Source organism: Paenibacillus sp. 22594 (assembly GCF_052044425.1).
Lineage (GTDB): Bacteria > Bacillota > Bacilli > Paenibacillales > Paenibacillaceae > Paenibacillus_AQ.
Map to the genome: position 1 here is coordinate 112,579 of NZ_JBQENA010000012.1, position 17,106 is coordinate 129,684.

15 protein-coding genes are annotated in these 17,106 nt (G+C 51.2%); 6 read left to right on the forward strand and 9 right to left on the reverse strand.

Annotation, left to right across the window (positions count from 1 at the left end; translation table 11 throughout):
• The first annotated feature begins 302 nt into the window (after positions 1-302).
• Positions 303-1,409, forward strand: a complete 1,107-nt coding sequence (locus ACTJKB_RS27415; RefSeq protein ID WP_440837489.1) for an LLM class flavin-dependent oxidoreductase — start codon at positions 303-305, stop codon at positions 1,407-1,409.
• A gap of 12 nt (positions 1,410-1,421) precedes the next feature.
• Here ACTJKB_RS27415 and ACTJKB_RS27420 read toward each other — a convergent pair whose 3' ends face one another.
• The gene (locus ACTJKB_RS27420) at positions 1,422-2,042 is read right to left on the reverse strand and encodes a flavin reductase family protein (protein WP_440837490.1); all 621 of its coding nucleotides are present in this window, start codon (positions 2,040-2,042) and stop codon (positions 1,422-1,424) included.
• Between the two features lie 94 nt (positions 2,043-2,136).
• Here ACTJKB_RS27420 and ACTJKB_RS27425 point away from each other — a divergent pair, with 94 nt between their 5' ends.
• Entirely contained in the window at positions 2,137-2,835 is a 699-nt protein-coding gene (locus ACTJKB_RS27425; protein WP_440837491.1) for an ArsR/SmtB family transcription factor, read from the forward strand.
• 71 nt (positions 2,836-2,906) lie between these two features.
• On the opposite strand, the gene ACTJKB_RS27430 is transcribed toward ACTJKB_RS27425, so the two are convergent.
• A complete protein-coding gene (locus tag ACTJKB_RS27430) occupies positions 2,907-3,146 on the reverse strand; it encodes a hypothetical protein (RefSeq protein WP_074085027.1) in 240 nt (79 codons plus the stop codon).
• A gap of 4 nt (positions 3,147-3,150) precedes the next feature.
• Positions 3,151-4,152, reverse strand: coding sequence for a TIR domain-containing protein (locus ACTJKB_RS27435; RefSeq protein ID WP_440837492.1), 1,002 nt, complete (start codon positions 4,150-4,152; stop codon positions 3,151-3,153).
• A gap of 171 nt (positions 4,153-4,323) precedes the next feature.
• Here ACTJKB_RS27435 and ACTJKB_RS27440 point away from each other — a divergent pair, with 171 nt between their 5' ends.
• Positions 4,324-5,478, forward strand: a complete 1,155-nt coding sequence (locus ACTJKB_RS27440) for an N-acetylmuramoyl-L-alanine amidase (protein ID WP_440837493.1) — start codon at positions 4,324-4,326, stop codon at positions 5,476-5,478.
• Positions 5,479-5,497: 19 nt separating this feature from the next.
• Here ACTJKB_RS27440 and ACTJKB_RS27445 read toward each other — a convergent pair whose 3' ends face one another.
• The 3 genes from ACTJKB_RS27445 to ACTJKB_RS27455 form a co-directional block, all read right to left on the reverse strand.
• Positions 5,498-6,505, reverse strand: a complete 1,008-nt coding sequence (locus ACTJKB_RS27445; RefSeq protein WP_440837494.1) for an HD-GYP domain-containing protein — start codon at positions 6,503-6,505, stop codon at positions 5,498-5,500.
• 102 nt (positions 6,506-6,607) lie between these two features.
• Complete coding sequence (locus ACTJKB_RS27450) at positions 6,608-8,188, reverse strand: response regulator (protein ID WP_440837495.1); 1,581 nt, start codon at positions 8,186-8,188, stop codon at positions 6,608-6,610.
• A gap of 27 nt (positions 8,189-8,215) precedes the next feature.
• Positions 8,216-10,033, reverse strand: coding sequence for a sensor histidine kinase (locus ACTJKB_RS27455; protein ID WP_440837496.1), 1,818 nt, complete (start codon positions 10,031-10,033; stop codon positions 8,216-8,218).
• Positions 10,034-10,174: 141 nt separating this feature from the next.
• On the opposite strand from ACTJKB_RS27455, the gene ACTJKB_RS27460 reads away from it, so the two are divergent.
• From ACTJKB_RS27460 to ACTJKB_RS27470, 3 genes are all read left to right on the forward strand, one after another.
• Positions 10,175-11,065, forward strand: a complete 891-nt coding sequence (locus ACTJKB_RS27460) for a carbohydrate ABC transporter permease (protein WP_440837497.1) — start codon at positions 10,175-10,177, stop codon at positions 11,063-11,065.
• Positions 11,065-11,901, forward strand: a complete 837-nt coding sequence (locus tag ACTJKB_RS27465; protein WP_440837498.1) for a carbohydrate ABC transporter permease — start codon at positions 11,065-11,067, stop codon at positions 11,899-11,901. The genes ACTJKB_RS27460 and ACTJKB_RS27465 overlap by 1 nt, the downstream gene beginning before the upstream one ends.
• Positions 11,902-12,009: 108 nt before the next feature.
• Positions 12,010-13,317, forward strand: coding sequence for an ABC transporter substrate-binding protein (locus tag ACTJKB_RS27470; protein WP_440837499.1), 1,308 nt, complete (start codon positions 12,010-12,012; stop codon positions 13,315-13,317).
• A 167-nt stretch (positions 13,318-13,484) separates the two neighbouring features.
• Here ACTJKB_RS27470 and ACTJKB_RS27475 read toward each other — a convergent pair whose 3' ends face one another.
• The 3 genes from ACTJKB_RS27475 to ACTJKB_RS27485 form a co-directional block, all read right to left on the reverse strand.
• Positions 13,485-14,747 (reverse strand): Nramp family divalent metal transporter, encoded by a 1,263-nt coding sequence (locus tag ACTJKB_RS27475; protein WP_440837527.1) that lies wholly within the window; start codon positions 14,745-14,747, stop codon positions 13,485-13,487.
• Positions 14,748-15,111: 364 nt separating this feature from the next.
• Positions 15,112-15,306 carry a DUF2933 domain-containing protein gene (locus tag ACTJKB_RS27480; protein ID WP_440837500.1) on the reverse strand — a complete coding sequence of 65 codons (195 nt, stop codon included), beginning with the start codon at positions 15,304-15,306 and terminating at the stop codon, positions 15,112-15,114.
• Positions 15,307-15,403: 97 nt separating this feature from the next.
• Positions 15,404-17,089 (reverse strand): glutamine--tRNA ligase/YqeY domain fusion protein, encoded by a 1,686-nt coding sequence (locus ACTJKB_RS27485; RefSeq protein WP_440837501.1) that lies wholly within the window; start codon positions 17,087-17,089, stop codon positions 15,404-15,406.
• Between the last annotated feature and the right edge of the window lie 17 nt (positions 17,090-17,106).

Here is a 17,106-nt window from a genome sequence, read left to right on the forward strand (position 1 = left end):
GAAACTCTCTCTCATCAACGCATGTGCTAAATCCTGCCTACTCTAATGAATCGCAGAGTTTATATTTTTGGATCACCTTTTTCACAAAAAAATTTAAATCAAAACCCAGGGCAGCAGCAGTTCATGGATGAAAACGGAAAAATCCAATACACTAATCCTAAGCAAAATCATGGATTCAAACACATCTGCCAACTTACACTCATGTACTTACATTTTGTAAGTTATTGTGATACAATAACTTATATTCTTCCTCTCAATCGGATAGGAAAACACTAACACTTAAATAACAAGGGGTTTGAACGATGGACAACAATACTATAGAAGAAACCTTACCGGAATTTGAATTTGGCATTTACACATTGGGGGATATTGTAACCGACTGCCACACAGGGCAGCGCATCAGCCCTCAGCAGCGTATGAATGAAGTCATCGAGGCCGCCAAGCTGGCTGATGAAGCGGGGCTTGATGTATTCGGGGTGGGTGAACATCACCGGCTGGACTTTGTGATCTCCTCAGTTCCCGTGGTGCTCGCCGCCATCTCTCAAGTGACGAAGCGGATCAAGCTGACCAGCGCAACCACCGTGCTGAGTACTATCGATCCGGTGCGGGTGTTTGAGGATTTTGCTTCCCTTGACTTGCTGTCCGGCGGACGCGCGGAAATCATCTCGGGACGGGGTGCATTTCTGGAATCCTTCCCGCTGTTCGGCTATGAACTGGAAGACTACAAACAGCTCTTTACTGAGAATCTGGAGCTTCTGCTGCAGCTCAACCAGCAGGAGGTCATGAATTGGAAAGGGCATTTCCGCTCACCGCTGCACAATGCCGAGATCGCCCCGCGTCCTCTACAACAGAGGCTTCCGCTCTGGGTCGGCATCGGGGGCTCGGCCGAAAGCGCCGAACAGGCCGGCCGTCTCGGCATAGGTATGGCCATCGCCATTCTAAGCGGCAGCCCGGAGCCTTTCCAGAACCTTGCCAATACTTACCGCAAGAGCGGAGCTGCGGCCGGACATGCAGCAGCAGACCTTAAGATCGCCATTACGAGCCATGGCTACATTGCCAAGACTTCACAACAGGCGCTGGACGAATATTATCCCTACTATTACAGCTACCGCAATGCCATTAGTCCAAGCCGTAACCAGGAATACCGCGTCTCCCGCAGCGATTTTGGCCACTTCGTATCTCCGGTCAACACTCTGGCTGTCGGCAGCCCACAGCAGATTATTGAGAAGATCCTTTACCAGCACGAGCTGTTCGGCCACAACCGCTTCATGACCCAATTGGATATCGGCGGAATTCCCTACAATAAGGTGGCTACGTCGATTGAACTGCTGGCTACTGAGGTAGCCCCGGTTGTACGCAGAGAAATTGCCAAGAAGAGCAGCGGAATTTCGCCAGCCCGTGAACTTTAACACCGTTAATTTTTACGTCTCTGACCGGTATGATTTACCAAGCTCCGCACTTAATCCAAAGTAATGGCGGAAATTATAGATCAGCGGGTTCCAGCTTGACGGAAGAATATGATGTTCACCGGTAACCAGTTCCTTATGGACATGCACCTGTGTGCTTTTCGTTTCAACAATAGCAAAATGCGGTGAATCCTCCGGAATACGGATATGCTTCACCCGCGCTTCAATCTGGATCGGGCATTCGGCGATTCTGGCTGTTTGTACCGTAGTGGATACAACCTGCGTAAAGCCTGAATGAGCAAATTTATCCTTTTCAAAAATAAATCCGGCTCCCTTCTTTTCAACAGGGACCGGATTTTTCCCTGTCAGTCTAGCTAATGCTTCCACCTGCTCCCATTGGGAAGCATCAGGCAGATTGATCACGCATTCAGGCATCCGTTTGAGGTTTTCCAATGCTTTTCCGTTGATTCCCAGTCCCAAAATAATATGATCTCCTAAAGCCCACGAAGAGGAAATCGGACTTATATTAACGGTTAAATCCTCATTTAGTGTCGTCAACAGGATGACCGGCGTCCCGTAATAAAGAATTTTCGGATGTATCGGTACCGTTCGGTGGGTTTCTGCAAAATTATTCATCATTTAAGCTCCTCTGCAAGTATATTCGATTCTATTGTAAAATAGAGATCTTACAATATTCATCGAAATATGGAATACAGAAGGAGGATATACGATGCAAGCTAATCCAGCCGTTGCCCGAGTGGCATCCCTGATCAGTGAACCGTCCCGGGCAAGCATATTGACAGCATTGATGGACGGCGGACTCCACCCTGCCACGGAGCTGGCTTATGTAGCCGGAATCAAACCTCAGACCGCCAGCTTCCATCTTAACAAAATGGCTGAAAGTGGCGTACTCACCGTTCATACCCAGGGCAGACACCGTTATTATGGCATCGCCAGTCCGGAAATCGCCCAAGTGGTAGAGCTGTTGTTATCCATCTCGCCTCCAGTGAAGGTTAATTCCCTTCGCCACTCCGTACAGGATCATGCCATGCGCGAAGCCAGAACCTGTTATGACCATCTGGCCGGAAAATTCGGGGTGCAGTTAACAGAAGCTTTGCTGCTTGAGGGGATTATAGCGGAGGAAGCAAAGGGCTTCTCCATTACAACCACAGGTGAACTTGTCTTGGGCAGGCTGGGAATAAACCTGGATGAGGTTAGAAAATGCAGGCGCGCCTTTGCCCCCAAATGTCTGGACTGGAGCGAAAGGCGTTACCATCTTGCCGGGGCCTTGGGAGCTGCTATTCTTCAGCTTCTGCTGGAACACCATTGGGTGAACAGACTCCCTCGTACAAGAGCCATTGTTATAACTGCAGAAGGAAAAAAAGGATTGGCGGCTGCGTTTCCGTCCACCTTTTCAGATACTTTGTAAACGAATCAACCCGTTAGCACAAAAAGAGGGTCCCCAGTATGTACTGGGGACCTATCCTGGTGAAGCACCGGTTAAGCAAACGAAGGCTTGGTATTGTCAACCTTCCCGCTGATGAGCTTCTTGTATTCGTCGTCTCCGCCTTCAAGAGAAGGCGCAATATATACGTTCATGGTCGAAGGTGACAGCTTAGTGGGCCTTCCCGCTCCTGTCTTTCGCTTCATGCGGCCTTTGCCGCCTTCACTGCCGGTGCTGCTGTTCGCGGTTCGGCGGACAGCACTGGATAAACTGACTGCATTCTTCATATTCTTCATCGTGTCAGTCCCCTCCCACTAAATGATTGACGGTACGGAACAAATCCCGGTTGTACGACACAACCTCGGTCAGATCATCCGCAGACAATCCGTCGTTTCCGGAAAAATGAACAGAAAGGACATGCCTCTCACCTAAAGGATAGCATAGGATATATACCTCAGCAACTTCGGTACGCTGCAAAAAGGTCCATTCTTTGGCTAAAAAAGCATCCACCACACCCGGACGGGAGCCCTTTTCTTCAGTCATTGAAAAAGGATAGGAATGTCCGCGCCCCACATTACCGCCCACCTGCACCAGCCCCTCCTGCTCACGGGCCTGCCACATAGCTGCGCCAATCACCCGGCAATGCTTGGGCGGCAGAAAGGAATTGCGGACCGCCTCGCTGAGCGCCTGATATTTCTCCCTGTCATCGGGAGTAGACACATTACTATTATATTGCCAGAAGAAGTGAAGGATACTTTCTTTCCGCCTAAGTTCCAGCTTCAGATGTTCCAGCTCCCTCTGCGGATCACGGAAGCTTCCCAGCTCCTGAATGCTGTCGATAATCTTGCCGCAGCTGACATCTACGGCTGCCACCGGGTTCTCATGCTGCCATTCGTATTCCAGCGGGGTGAGGCCGGATAGATCCGAGAGCAAGTGATACTCCTCAATATTCTCTCCCGGAATTAAATCTTTACGGACAGGCACCTGGTCCGGAAGCAGACAGAACACACGGCTCCGGCGCAGCCGGGCCCAGAACAAGCCCATTTCGAACTGTGTATTATCACGGGTCACATAATAATATTTACCGCGGATTCTGGCTACATCATCCGGCGAGAACACAAATACGGCAAAATCACTATCATCAAGATTTCGTTCCAGCGCTTCCATGGTATATTCATTTGCCCGGAAAGCATTGGCATACCACGGATTGACCTGAGCTTCCCGTTTCAGCTGCTCATGTATCGCCCGTGCGTAACGGATGGATTCTCTGGAAGATCCAATAAATAATTTCGGTCTGGTCACGTCGGCACTCCTTTGTCGTCTTCCCCGATATGTAATAATTATACAGGTGATTGCGGACCTGGAACAGAGACAGTTTTCAATTTAAATTTTGACTATCTGCGGTTTCTCTCCCGCCGGAGCGGGTAATAAACCTTTAATCTATTCCTGAAACAAGAAAGGGAAGTTTATAGCGTGAAACCAATAAATTCATACATTTTCAAAAAAACAATATCTGCATCCATGCTAGCCGTCACTTTATTACTATCCACCGCTCTGCAGACTGAATCAGCCCATGCTGCCGGAGCCTATACGGCAAAGGTTTACGCCTCTTCCCTGAACGTCCGCAGTGAGCCGGCCGCAAGCGCGTCTGTGAACGGAACGCTACAAAGCGGAGCGCTGGTCACCGTAACAGACGAGCAGCACGGCTGGCTCAAGGTGCGGGCCGGTTCCGTCTCCGGCTGGGTCGCCGGATATTATCTCAAACGAACCGGTGGAACAAGCGCCGCTGCTTCGGGGACCACAACAGCTGGGGCTTCCGTCAAGACTACGGACAAACCCTCTGGCAGTGCCGGCGGAAGTGCTCACGTCACCGCCTCTTCCCTGCGGATCAGGGGAGGCCCGGGAACCGGGTATCACGTGCTGGGATCTTTGAAAGAAGGGGATTCCATTACTGTATTGCTTCGTCAAGGAGATTGGGCACGCATTCGTACCACGAGCGGAGAGATTGGCTGGGTATCCGGTCAATATATTGCCGGAGGAAGTACAAGCTGGGGCGGCGGGAGCAGTAATGCCAAGACCTCCGGGAGCATCCGCGGAAAGCTTATCGTCATTGACCCCGGACACGGGGGAAGTGATCCCGGCATGCTGGGCACAAGCTTTGACACGATGGAGAAGGACTTGACGCTGCAGACCGCTTTTTATGTGCGGGATTATCTGAGAGCCAAAGGAGCACAGGTGGAGCTGACCCGTACACGGGGAGACCAGAAACCTTCCCTCGCCCGGCGGGTACAGATCGGGCAGCAACTGCGGGCAGACGCTTTTGTCAGCATTCATTATAATTCTTCTCCGAAGAAGGTATCGGGGACCCTCACTTTTTTTTACTCAGAGAATAATGATCTGCGGCTGGCCCGTTCCATTGAGAACCGGCTCCGGCAAGGGATTGGCCTGAAGAGCAATGGACTATCCTTTGGGGATTATCATATTCTGCGGGAGAACAGCCTCCCGGCAACGCTGGTGGAGCTTGGTTTTCTGACCAACCGTTCCGACGAGTCCATCGTCCGCAAAGCGTCTTATCAGAAAAAGGCTGCCAAGGCGATTGCCGATGGGCTGGCAGACTATTTTGACTAAAAACGCAGCATCTAACGCATTACTCGATACTGATCTCTTTAATTTTAATGGTTTTCAGCTTACTCAAGTCTATATACTCGTCATCAATCTTCACTAAAGGGGTTTCAATATCATGCGGGTTCAAGTAGACAATCTCACCGATCCGCCCGTCTGTCAGAACCACTTCGCGGCCCACGGTGCGTTTCACGATATTCTCAAGAAATACTGACACGATATTCGGGTCAAGCGCACCGAAGCTCCCCCTTCTCATCTGATCGACAATGACATGGAAAGGAACCGGTTCATGATAAGGGCGTCTGGAGGACATAGCGTGAAATATATCGGCCACAGCCACGATCTTGCTATAAGAATCAATCTGCTCTTCTTTTAGACCCAAGGGATAGCCTCTGCCGTCATTCCGCTCATGATGCTGCAATGCCGTCAGTGTAATATGGGAATTGGCCCCCGTGGTTTCCTTCAGCATTTCATAACCCAGAATGGTATGTTTTTTGACTAATTCGTATTCGTCCGGGGTCAGCTTGCCTGGTTTGTTCAATATCTCCGTGGGAATCTTCAGCTTGCCGATGTCATGAAGAGTCGCGGCCAAAGATAGCACGGACAGCTCTGCCTCACTCATGTTAAGCCATCTGCCGATAAGCGTGGATAATACACCCACTCCAATATTATGCTGGTATGTATAATCATCTTTGCCCTGAATCGCACTGAACAACGCAAAAATATCCGGATTCCTAGATATTTCCTGAACAACAGGCACGACCTCTTTGCGGATATCTGCCAGAGGAACCTTACGCGAGATTCTTACGGACTCGAACAAATTCTTTGATACGTTCACTACGTTATATGTCATCTCTTTGCAGGAAGGTGCCTGCCCCGCCTCACCTGCAAAGATGATGTCGAGTACATTGATCTTCTGCTTGCGGATAAGCTCCAGATGCTCTGCATTCAGAACACTGTTCGCAGGGATTACTGTTACTCCATAGGCATTGATCAAGTCATTTTTTATTTTTTTGCCTAAATACCTTTCCATACCCCGTCCTCCCGAATCGACCGAATAAATATGTACATTTGCCTACACTTTTACTATCGGTTAAAAGCTGGGAAAAGCTGAAAGGCCCGGCAGAAATATTTACTAGAGGGTTTCTCCCTGCCTACGGTATTCTCTGGGCGTTTGCCCGGTGGACTTTTTGAAGACACGGCTGAAATATTTCTCATCCTCATACCCGACCAGCTCCGAAATTTGTGACAGCCGGAGATTCGTATTCTGCAGCAGCGTTTTGGCTTTGTCTACCCGGAGGCCGGTCAAATAATCAGACAGATTCTCCCCGGTGATCTGTTTGAACTTCCGTGAGACATTCTCCCTGCTGATAAAAAATTGTTCCGCAATATGCTGCAGCGTCATATCCCGGGCATAGTTCTGATGGAGATACTGCCTGATCTCCTCCACAAGCCGGCTGTCCGGTGCCTGGGTGTTCCCCTTGGACAAGCGCTGAATCACCGCCTTGAGCTGATCCCGCCAATTCTCCACGGAGAAGAGGCCCTCGCTGTCATAGCAAATGTCTAACGAAATCTCCTCATCCGGCCGCCAACGTTTCAGCACCTCTGCAATCTCTTGCTGAAGCTGCAGGAACCGGCTCTCCGTTAACAGAGGCAGACCGGACAACTGGTCTGACCATTCGTCTACGACCCGCTCCATTTTGTCCAAGTCTCCGGAGAGAACCGCTACTCTCAGCTTGTCCAGCTGAGTTTCGGAGGCGTAGTCCCGTGCAGGCCCACTCTCCTCCAAATACTCCCGGTACAGGTGAATCCGCCCTTCCCGCTGCAGCAGATTCCGCTCGTTCAGACCCTGTCCTGCCTGGTAGAACGCCGTTTGCAATCCTCCTGGAAAGGCCGCGGGAAGACTGAGCCCGATATCCATCTGCACACCATAGGTCTGCCTAATGGACTCGTTAATGCGGCGCATCTCTACCTCCACCTCCGCGACAGCTGCCCAGAACAGAAGGACAAGGTCCGCCCCCCTCTGCCAGCTGCGGAAAGCGAAGCCGATCTGCTTCGGGGCAAGCACTTCATTGCAGACATTTGCCAGCACAAAAGAGGTCAGACCCACATCGCCGTGAAATCTCTGCAGCAGCCGGCAGTCCGCTCCCTGGAGCGAGATGACCGCAATTCTGCACTCTGCCGCAAACAGCGGCATGCCGAGTTCTTCGCTCAGCGAATGCTTCAGCTCCTGAAAGGAAGCCTGTCCAGCCACCAGATCCGAGAGTACCTTATCCCAGTAGAGCGGACGCAGCACATTTAGCTGCATATTCTGACGCTGCGCCTGCTGCCGGCCCTCCTCCTCCTCCAGCCACAACTTGAAGGCATGCTCGGCCGCAGCGATCAGCTGCTTGCTGTTCAGCGGCTTCAGCAAATAATCGGTTCCGCCGAAAACAATCGCAGGCTTCACATAGTTAAAGTCCTGATAACCGCTGATCACAATGGTCTTCGTATACGGATAGTGGGTGTGCAGCCATTCCAGCAGCTCCGCTCCATCCATGAGCGGCATCCGCATATCCGTGAAGACAATCGCAGGCTGATGCTCCTGCATGATCCGCATCGCTTCCTGCCCGTTGGTAGCCTCATAGATATCGGTAATATGATGTTTCTCCCACGGTACAAAATAGCGGATTGCCTCTCTAACATGCTTCTCATCATCGACTATCAGCACCTTCATTGCCCGCCGCTCCTTTGTGTAAGTGATTTATATGCTGTCCAGCGGAATCATGAGCGTGACCGTTAGGCCCCGGTCCCCATTATCACGCAGCAGCAGCTCCGCCCCGCTGCTCATCTGCAAACGGAGCCGGGCCAACACATTGTACAGTCCAATCTCTTCATGCTCTGTTCCTCTGTTGCCTGCAAGTAAAGCATTGATTTCCTCCAGCCGCTCAGGTGCAATCCCTTTGCCGTTATCCTTGACGGCAAGCACTAACCGGCCCTGAGTATCCACCACGCAGGCGATGGAAATGAGCCCGCCCCGGATGCCGTCCGCAAAGCCATGCTTGAAGATATTCTCCACGATAGGCTGCAGAATCATCTTGGGCACCACTACCTCCAGCGCTTCCTCTTCAGCATCGACATCAAGGTGCAGGTTCTCTTCCCCGAACCGCTCTGTCTGTAGAATAACATAGTTCTGCACATGCTCGATTTCGTCGCGGAGCGGCACCTGCGTGCGTTCTGTATTCATGGAATATCGCATCATACTGCCAAGTGAATAGATGAGGTCATATACCTTGGGCGCGTTGTACCGCAAGGACAAACTGGCGATAGACTGCAGGGCATTATACAGAAAATGCGGATTGACCTGGGCCTGCAGGGCCTTCAGCTGGTTGGTCTTGTTCGCCAGCTCCAGCTTGTATTCCTTGAGGATCAGATCATTGATCGTCCGGGTCATGCCGGTGATTTTGCGCGTCAGCAGGCCGAATTCATCTTCCCGTTCCACATCCATATGCGCATCGAGCTGCCCAATCTGCACCTTCTGGGTGAAAGAGATCAGCTTCTTGATCGGTCTGGTGAAGCCAATGGAGATGAGCACCGCGCTGATTCCGCCCACAAACAGAAACAATACGCCAATTCCGGCATTGAACCGGGTAATGATCCTGGCATCGCCGTACAGATCCTCGTAGGGAACCAGCTTGATAATACTGCCCTTGAACAGAGGGTCCTCTATATGCCGATACATGACAATCCCCTCAAATCCATCCTTCTTCCAGGTAAAATGGCCGCTGCCCTTGTTTCCAGGAAGCTGGCTCCAGCCTGCCTTGAACGGTTTGCCAATCCACTCGGGGTCGGAGGCGAACAGTGCTTGACCCTGATCATTCAGCACATAAAGGCGTTCCGTATCGGAATTGTACATGGATTTGACGATCCCCTCCAGCTCTGTGAGACGGTAGTCTATGGAGAGATCAGCCAAAACGTCCGCGCTTGGAGTTTTGTAAATGGGGAAATGGGCAGTAAATACCGGTTCAATCCCCGGCTTTAAATTAGGGAACCCGGACTTCATCCCGAATTGGTGATCCATATGTGTGACCTCAATGTAAGGACGGTATGTTCCTTCCAGATGCTTCTCCAGGGCATAGCTGCTGTTTACCTCCCGGCGGAAATATCCGCCGAGCAGCAGATTGGACTGCTGGACCGCCCGCACATACAGATGAATCTGAAAGGTGTTCCGGTCGGAGAGGAACAGGTTATACATCTGGGTGGAGATCACTGCCCGGGTATCGGGAACAGCGGTGCCGGGCGGAACGTCTTTCTGGCTTTTGGAGGTGAGCAGTGTGGTATAAAAAGAGCTGGGCACATTGATCCCGCTATACAGCGACAGGGCCCGCTGACTCATGCCGCTGAAGTAGCTGCTCAGATTAGCCTCCCCGAGGGTCAGCAGCTTTGTGTTCTGCTTCACTGACTGTTCGGTAACCGATTGCTTGGTATATAGATAAGAGAATGTAACCGAAATGGCTGACGGAATCACCGAGGCCAGCAGCACAAGCGCCATTAGCCGGGTCCGGATGCTGTTTTTGAACATGATTAGGCCTCCTGGAAATTTGGTTAGCATCCGCTGCAATATAATCCACTTTTATCATCATCAAATTGAGTGTTGATCATTCCTGCCTGTTCCTATAATGAAGGTGTGAACCCGTAGATTAACTTACAAAGGAGACTCCATATGAGAAAAGCTCTGCGCCTGCAACGAGGCTGGGGACAGCAAATTATTTTCCTCTGGCCCGCCCTGCTCTTTTTCCTGACCATTGTGGTCACACCCTTCATCCTTGGTTTCTATTACTCCTCCACCGACTGGAACGGGCTTGATCTGGACAAAGCGGTCTGGACGGGTGTGGCCAACTGGAAACGGATTTTTACGAATGACGACAAATTCTGGGAATCCCTGCTGTTCACCTTGCGCTTCACCATCGTATCCGTGATCGCCGCTAACGTGCTGGCACTCCTGCTCGCATTCCTGCTAATGACGACGCTGAAGACCAAAAAGGTACTGCGTACCATCTTCTTTATGCCCAATGTGATCGGCGGTATTCTGCTGGGCTACATCTGGCAGTTTATTTTCACCAAAGGTTTCGCCACGATTGGCGACATCACCGGCATTTCCTTCTTCAAGCTCCCTTGGCTGGGTACGCCGGGCACCGGATTCTGGGGTCTGGTCATCGTATTCGTCTGGCAGACTGCCGGGTATATGATGGTGATTTACATCGCCGGACTGGCCGGAATTCCGAAGGACCTGATCGAAGCAGCTAAAATCGACGGCGCACGCGCTCCACAGCTGTTCAAGAGCGTCTATGTCCCGCTGATCATGCCCGCCATCACCATTTGTCTGTTCCTGACCACTTCGAATGCCTTCAAAATGTTCGATCTCAATCTGTCACTGACCAAAGGCGGACCGGGTACCTCCACCCAATCGCTCGCCTATAACATCTATGCGGAAGCGCTGATCAACAACCGTTATGGACTCGGCACCGCCAAAGCCCTGCTCTTCTTCTTCGCCGTCTCCCTAATCACTGTCACCCAGGTCTGGATCACTAAACGTAAGGAGGTGTCGGCATAATGCAGAACAGCAGATACCGTCTCCGAAATTTCATTCTAGAGATCGCCGCCATTCTTCTGGCTCTTGTGTTCCTCTCTCCGTTCTACCTGGTGCTGAGCAACTCGGTGAAGGGACTGAAGGAAATTCTGATGGATGCCGCATCCTTCCCGCAGGTTTACCAGTGGGATAATTACTCAAAGGTATGGGACGCCATCAACTTCCCGCAGGCATTCTGGAACTCGCTGCAAATTACGGTCCTGAGCGTGATCTTCATCGTGATGTTCAGCTCCATGGCCGCTTACCAGATCGTCCGGAAGCCGTCGCGTTTCAATTCCTTTGTATTCCTGCTGCTCGTATCGGCAATGATCATCCCATTCCAGTCCCTGATGCTGCAATTGGTCCGGGTAACCAGCATACTGGAGATGCGCGGTGAACTATACGGCATTGTCGCCTGCTATCTCGGCTTCGGGATGCCGTTGTCCGTGTTCCTGTTCCACGGTTTCATCAAGAGCGTGCCCATTGAGCTGGAGGAAGCGGCCCGGGTCGACGGCTCAAGCCCGTATGGGGTGTTCTTCAAAATCGTCTTCCCGCTGCTGATGCCTATTATCGTAACTGTTATTATTCTGAACACACTGTGGATCTGGAATGACTATCTGCTTCCGGTGCTTGTGATTGGAGGCAATAAGGATCTGACCACATTGCCGGTGGCTGTGACCAAGTTCTTCGGCCAGTACACCAAGAAGTGGGATCTTGCCCTCGCGGGTCTGGTTATGGCGATTACGCCAATTCTCTTGTTCTTCCTGTCGCTGCAGCGTTATATTGTTGAAGGTGTGACCGCCGGCTCCATTAAGGGATAACTCCTTTGCAACAATATCCACCTTTTCGAGCAAAATATTAAGTGTAAGTCCATTCGTATATCCATTACGATCAAGTTGCAGGAACCACTAGACCAGGGAGGTTATACTATGAAAAGAAAGTTCGCATTTGTTATCGCAACCGTTTGCACACTTATTATCGCAGGTTGCGGTAATGGCGGCAATAATAATTCCGCAAGCAATGGGAACGCTGTCAATTCAGGAACAGAGACAGCGGCACCAGCGGCAACCGCAGCTCCGGCCAAAGATGTAACGATCAAAATGTTCCAGTTCAAGGTTGAAATTGCCGAGCAGCTGAACGCACTTGCTGAAGAATATGAGAAAGAAACCGGCGTTAAGGTTGAAGTGGAAACGCATGGCGGTGGTGAAGACTACGGCGCACTGCTCAAAGCAGAGATCGCTTCCGGCTCCGAACCTGAGATTTTCAATAACGGCGGCTACACAGCCCTGGTTCCTTATATGGACCGTGCCACTGATTTGTCGAATGAGCCTTGGGCGGCCAATCTGATTCCAACCGCCAAAACCCCGGCAACTGTCGACGGCAAGCTGTACGGCATGCCGATGAACGTTGAAGGCTACGGACTGATCTATAACAAGGACCTGTTCACCAAAGCAGGGATTACCGAAGAACCCAAAACACTTCCCCAGCTGAAAGATGCAGTGGCCAAATTGAAAGCTGCAGGCATCACGCCTTTTGAAGCTACCAATGAATGGTGGTCTATGGGGATTCACTTGGTTAACGTAGGCCTGGCTCACCAGCCGGATCCGAAGAAATTCATCGAGGATGTCAAAGCCGGCACGGCAACCATCAAAGGCAACCCGGTCTTCGAGCAATGGCTCAACCTGGTAGACGTTATTTTCGACAACGCACAGGATAACAAAATGACTACAGACTATGCTACCCAGGTTGCTGAATTTGCATCCGGCAAAGCGGCCATGATGCTGCAGGGCAACTGGACACAAGGGGATATCGACAAAATTGACCCAGCGATGAACCTCGGCCTCCTGCCGCTCCCGATCAGCGACAAAGAAGGAACGATCCTCGTAGGTGTGCCTAACAACTATGTGGTGAACAGCAAATCGGCGCATCCGGAAGAAGCCAAAGCTTTCCTTAACTGGCTTGTGACTTCGGAAACGGGTAAAAAGTATCTGACCAAGGAATTCAAATTTATTCCGGCTGAAACCAATGTGGAAGCCGATGCCGCAGATATCGGTCAGGTTGCCGTTGCTGTGCAGAAGCAATCCGCCTCCGCACTCGGCTGGAACTGGGATATGTTCCCTGACGGTGTAACCCAAGGCTTCGGTGCAGCCATGCAGGAATACCTGGGCGGTCAGCTGAATCATGATCAGATTCTGGAAAAGCTCGACAAAGCTGTACAAGATATCGTGAAGCAATAACAATAACAAGACAGGGTAATCCTTGCTCAAACATAAATAACGGGGCCCTCCTGAGTAGGAGGCCCCGTTATTTGCTTGCAGCTATTCAAAATGGGTACTTGCAAGGGCGGAAATTGTACAGAATTAGCCCCAAGACCCTCACCAAAGCGAGTGATGAAACTTCCCTCTCAGATAACCATCTCCACAATCAGAAACAGATTCAGCGATACAACCAGCGCGCAGATGATCCAGCCCAGGATTGTAGTGATCCGGTGATTGACCAGTCCGTTCATGATCTTGCGGTCGCTTGTGAAGATCACCAGCGGAATCAAGGCAAAAGCGATCCCGAAGGAGAGAACGACCTGGCTCATAACCAGCGCGCTTGTAGCATTGATGCCGAAGGCAATGATGGCCAGCGGAGGAATAATCGTAATCGCCCGCCGCAGGTAGAGATTGATTCTTTTGTTAATGAAGCCCTGCATGACCACATCGCCGGCCATTGTCCCTACCGAGGAGCTGGAGAGGCCGGCAATCAGCAGGCCCAGTCCGAAGGACACCGCAGTAACCGGTCCGGCTAAATGGCGGAACTGCTCGAAGGCAACATCCAAATCCTCGACCACTAAGCCGTTCTTGAAGAATAACGCGGCAGCCACAATCACCATCGCCATATTGACCGCACCCGCAATCAGCATGGCAATCAGAATATCGATGAACTCCAGCTTGAAGATCTGTTTCTTCTCCTTGTCATCGACTCCGACCACGCGGCTCTGTGTCAGCGAGGAGTGCAGATAAATCGCATGCGGCATTACCGTGGCACCAAGGATACCCGCCGCCAGCAGAATACTGTCCACACCCTGGAATTGCGGAGTAAAGATCCCGGCGACAACCGACCCGGCATCCGGTTTTGCCATGATTACCTGGAACGCAAAGGCCAGAACGACGATAAGCACCATGCTGGCAATTCCCGCCTCAAGCGTGCGGTACCCGCGCCGCTGCAGTTCAAGTATGGCGAATGAACCGACAGCAGTGATAAGTGCGGCTGGCAGCATCGGAATACCGAATAATAAATACAGTCCGAGAGCCGCCCCGATAAACTCTGCCAGGTCCGTAGCAATAATCACCAGCTCACTCTGAATCCACAAGAAAATCGATACACCCTTCGGGAATTTTTCCCGCGCCACTTCGGGTAGGTTTTTACCAGTAGCAATGCCAAGCTTAGCGGATAAAGACTGAATAAGAACAGCCATCAGATTGGATGCAAATATTACCCATAACAGCAGATAACCGTATTTCGAACCCGCTGTAATATTGGTGGCGAAATTCCCGGGGTCCAGATACGCTACGGAAGCGATAAAAGCCGGGCCCAGGAAAGGAAGGAGTCTTTTAAGTCCTTTGACATCCCCGTCTAGCACAGCCTGTGCAGTGAGTCTGTTTTTACGTCTGTGTATCATTGGAGGTGCTTCTGCTAAGTTTTGCTCCATCATTTTAAATCCCTCCTCTTGCCCGGAAAAGTTGTCTATACACACGAAAGTTTCCCTGATGCAACATTTAATTTAATTTTATTATAATCTGCGTTGTGAAAAATGTAAATGCATTTACGCAAACAAATGCTTGGCATCATTTCCATACCCTATTATTAACCCGATCTGCCTGCCATTCATGCTTAATAAGTTAATCTAGGCTACCTTATTTATATGAAAAAAAGCCCCGCAAAGTGAGGCTTTGGCGAAAAAGCATTCTCACAAAAGAAAACGGGCGAGGTTCAGGATCCCCTGACACTCGCCCGCTATTATTTTATGCCTTTTCTTCATGCCGTTAAGAAATAATACTGTTAAGATCCGCCCGCATTTGTTCATTTTGCGCCTTCAGCTCATTTAGTTCCTGCTGCAGATCCTCAACCTTCGGCTGCCGCCGTGAATGCATGCCGTGCCCATGTCCTCCACGCATGCCGAACATCATGATGATCATCATCAGTGGACAGACCAGTGTAACTAACCAGGACCAGTTCATCGCTCTACCTCCTCCAGAATTCAGGGTGCTGAGTTCATTATAAAGAGGGGTTGTGAAGAAACTGTGTTGCTGCGTGAATTACCGCATGTGTTGCCGCTTATTTTCCGCCCTTCCACGTATCCTTCAGCGGAACGATGCGGTTGAACACCAGCCGATCTTCACGGGTCAGCTTGTTGTCTACGCAAAAGTAGCCTTGGCGCATAAATTGGAATTTGTCCTCAGACTTGGCATTAGCCGCATAAGGCTCCAGCAGGCAACTCTTCATAAGCTTTATAGAATCGGGATTCAAGTACCCCTCCCAGGTTTCGCCTTCTGCCTTGGGGCCATCGTTGTCTTCCAGCAGCTTTTCATACAGGTACACTTCCGCCGGTATACCGTGACAGGCCGAAACCCAATGGATTGTGCCTTTCACCTTGCGCCCGCTAAGGGCCCCGCCGCTTTTCGTCAGTGGATCGTAGGTACAGCGGAGCTCACTGATCTCACCGGTAGCTTCATTTCGAATCACTTCATTACATCTAATGATATAGGCCCCCTTCAGCCGCACTTCGCCGCCCAAAGTCAGCCTGCGGAAACCCGGAGAAGGTTCCTCCATGAAATCTTCACGCTCCATGTAGATCACACCGGAGAACGGCACCGCTCTCTCGCCCAGCTCCGCATTTTCGCTATTATTGGCAAGGGTCAGCCATTCTGTCTCCTCCGCTTCGTAGTTGGTAATTACGACCTTAAGCGGCTCGAGCACGGCCATAATACTCGGCACACTGGCCTTTAGATCCTGTCTCAGGCAGTGCTCCAGCATGGAGAAATCCACCATCGTCTGGTTCCTAACCATCCCGATCTCCCGGACAAAGCTCTTGATGCTCTCCGGGGTGAAGCCCCGTCTCCGCAGTCCCCGCAAGGTGGGCAGCCGCGGATCATCCCAGCCGTCCACATAGTTCCCTGCCACCAGTGCTCTGAGATACCTCTTGCTGGTGACGACACCCGTCAGGTTGACCCTGCCGAACTCCCTTTGCCTGGGCGCTTCTTCAACTCCCAATTCCTCCAGCACCCAATCATAGAGCGGCCGGTGATCCTTGAATTCAAGCGAGCATAAGGAATGGGTGATGCCTTCAATGGCATCCTGAATCGGGTGGGCAAAATCATACATCGGATAAATACACCACGCATCCCCTGTACGGTAATGCTCCGCATGAATTATTCTGTACAGCACCGGATCACGCAGATTGATGTTCGGTGAAGCCATATTGATTTTGGCACGCAGCACCCGGGAGCCGGTGGGGTACACCCCTTCTCTCATCCCGCTGAATAACCGGAGATTCTCCTCCACGGAACGTTCCCTGTAAGGGCTGTCCTTCCCCGGTTCCGTAAGTGTGCCTCTATAGGCGGTCACCTCTTCTGGTGATAAATCGCAGACATAGGCTTTGCCTATACGGATCAAGTCCAGCGCGCTGCTGTAGATGCGCTCCGAGTAGTCCGAGCCGTAGTAGATATGCTCTCCCGGACTGCAGCCCAGCCATTCGATATCCCGGATGATCGCTTGAACATATTCCATATTCTCTTTGAGCGGATTCGTATCGTCGAAGCGCAGATGAAAGGTTCCGCCATATTTTTGTGCTATCCCATAATTGGTGTGAATGGCGAACGCACTGCCGATATGCAGATACCCGTTTGGTTCCGGGGGGAACCTTGTGCAGATCTCTCTGCTGTAGATTCCGGCCTCTATATCTTCCCTGATCAGCTTATCCATATAATTCTCCGCTGCCGCGGCTTCCAAGTCGTTACTCATGCCCGAAACCTCCTGTG

Excerpts from the sequence above, each read along its gene's own strand:
- ACTJKB_RS27480 (WP_440837500.1), bottom strand. The coding sequence starts at position 15,306 with ATGAACTGGTCCTGGTTAGTTACACTGGTCTGTCCACTGATGATGATC.
- ACTJKB_RS27455 (WP_440837496.1), bottom strand. The coding sequence starts at position 10,033 with ATGTTCAAAAACAGCATCCGGACCCGGCTAATGGCGCTTGTGCTGCTG.
- ACTJKB_RS27420 (WP_440837490.1), bottom strand. The coding sequence starts at position 2,042 with ATGAATAATTTTGCAGAAACCCACCGAACGGTACCGATACATCCGAAA.
- ACTJKB_RS27475 (WP_440837527.1), bottom strand. The coding sequence starts at position 14,747 with ATGATACACAGACGTAAAAACAGACTCACTGCACAGGCTGTGCTAGAC.
- ACTJKB_RS27485 (WP_440837501.1), bottom strand. The coding sequence starts at position 17,089 with ATGAGTAACGACTTGGAAGCCGCGGCAGCGGAGAATTATATGGATAAG.
- ACTJKB_RS27430 (WP_074085027.1), bottom strand. The coding sequence starts at position 3,146 with ATGAAGAATATGAAGAATGCAGTCAGTTTATCCAGTGCTGTCCGCCGA.
- ACTJKB_RS27450 (WP_440837495.1), bottom strand. The coding sequence starts at position 8,188 with ATGAAGGTGCTGATAGTCGATGATGAGAAGCATGTTAGAGAGGCAATC.
- ACTJKB_RS27445 (WP_440837494.1), bottom strand. The coding sequence starts at position 6,505 with ATGGAAAGGTATTTAGGCAAAAAAATAAAAAATGACTTGATCAATGCC.
- ACTJKB_RS27425 (WP_440837491.1), top strand. The coding sequence starts at position 2,137 with ATGCAAGCTAATCCAGCCGTTGCCCGAGTGGCATCCCTGATCAGTGAA.
- ACTJKB_RS27470 (WP_440837499.1), top strand. The coding sequence starts at position 12,010 with ATGAAAAGAAAGTTCGCATTTGTTATCGCAACCGTTTGCACACTTATT.
- ACTJKB_RS27415 (WP_440837489.1), top strand. The coding sequence starts at position 303 with ATGGACAACAATACTATAGAAGAAACCTTACCGGAATTTGAATTTGGC.
- ACTJKB_RS27460 (WP_440837497.1), top strand. The coding sequence starts at position 10,175 with ATGAGAAAAGCTCTGCGCCTGCAACGAGGCTGGGGACAGCAAATTATT.
- ACTJKB_RS27465 (WP_440837498.1), top strand. The coding sequence starts at position 11,065 with ATGCAGAACAGCAGATACCGTCTCCGAAATTTCATTCTAGAGATCGCC.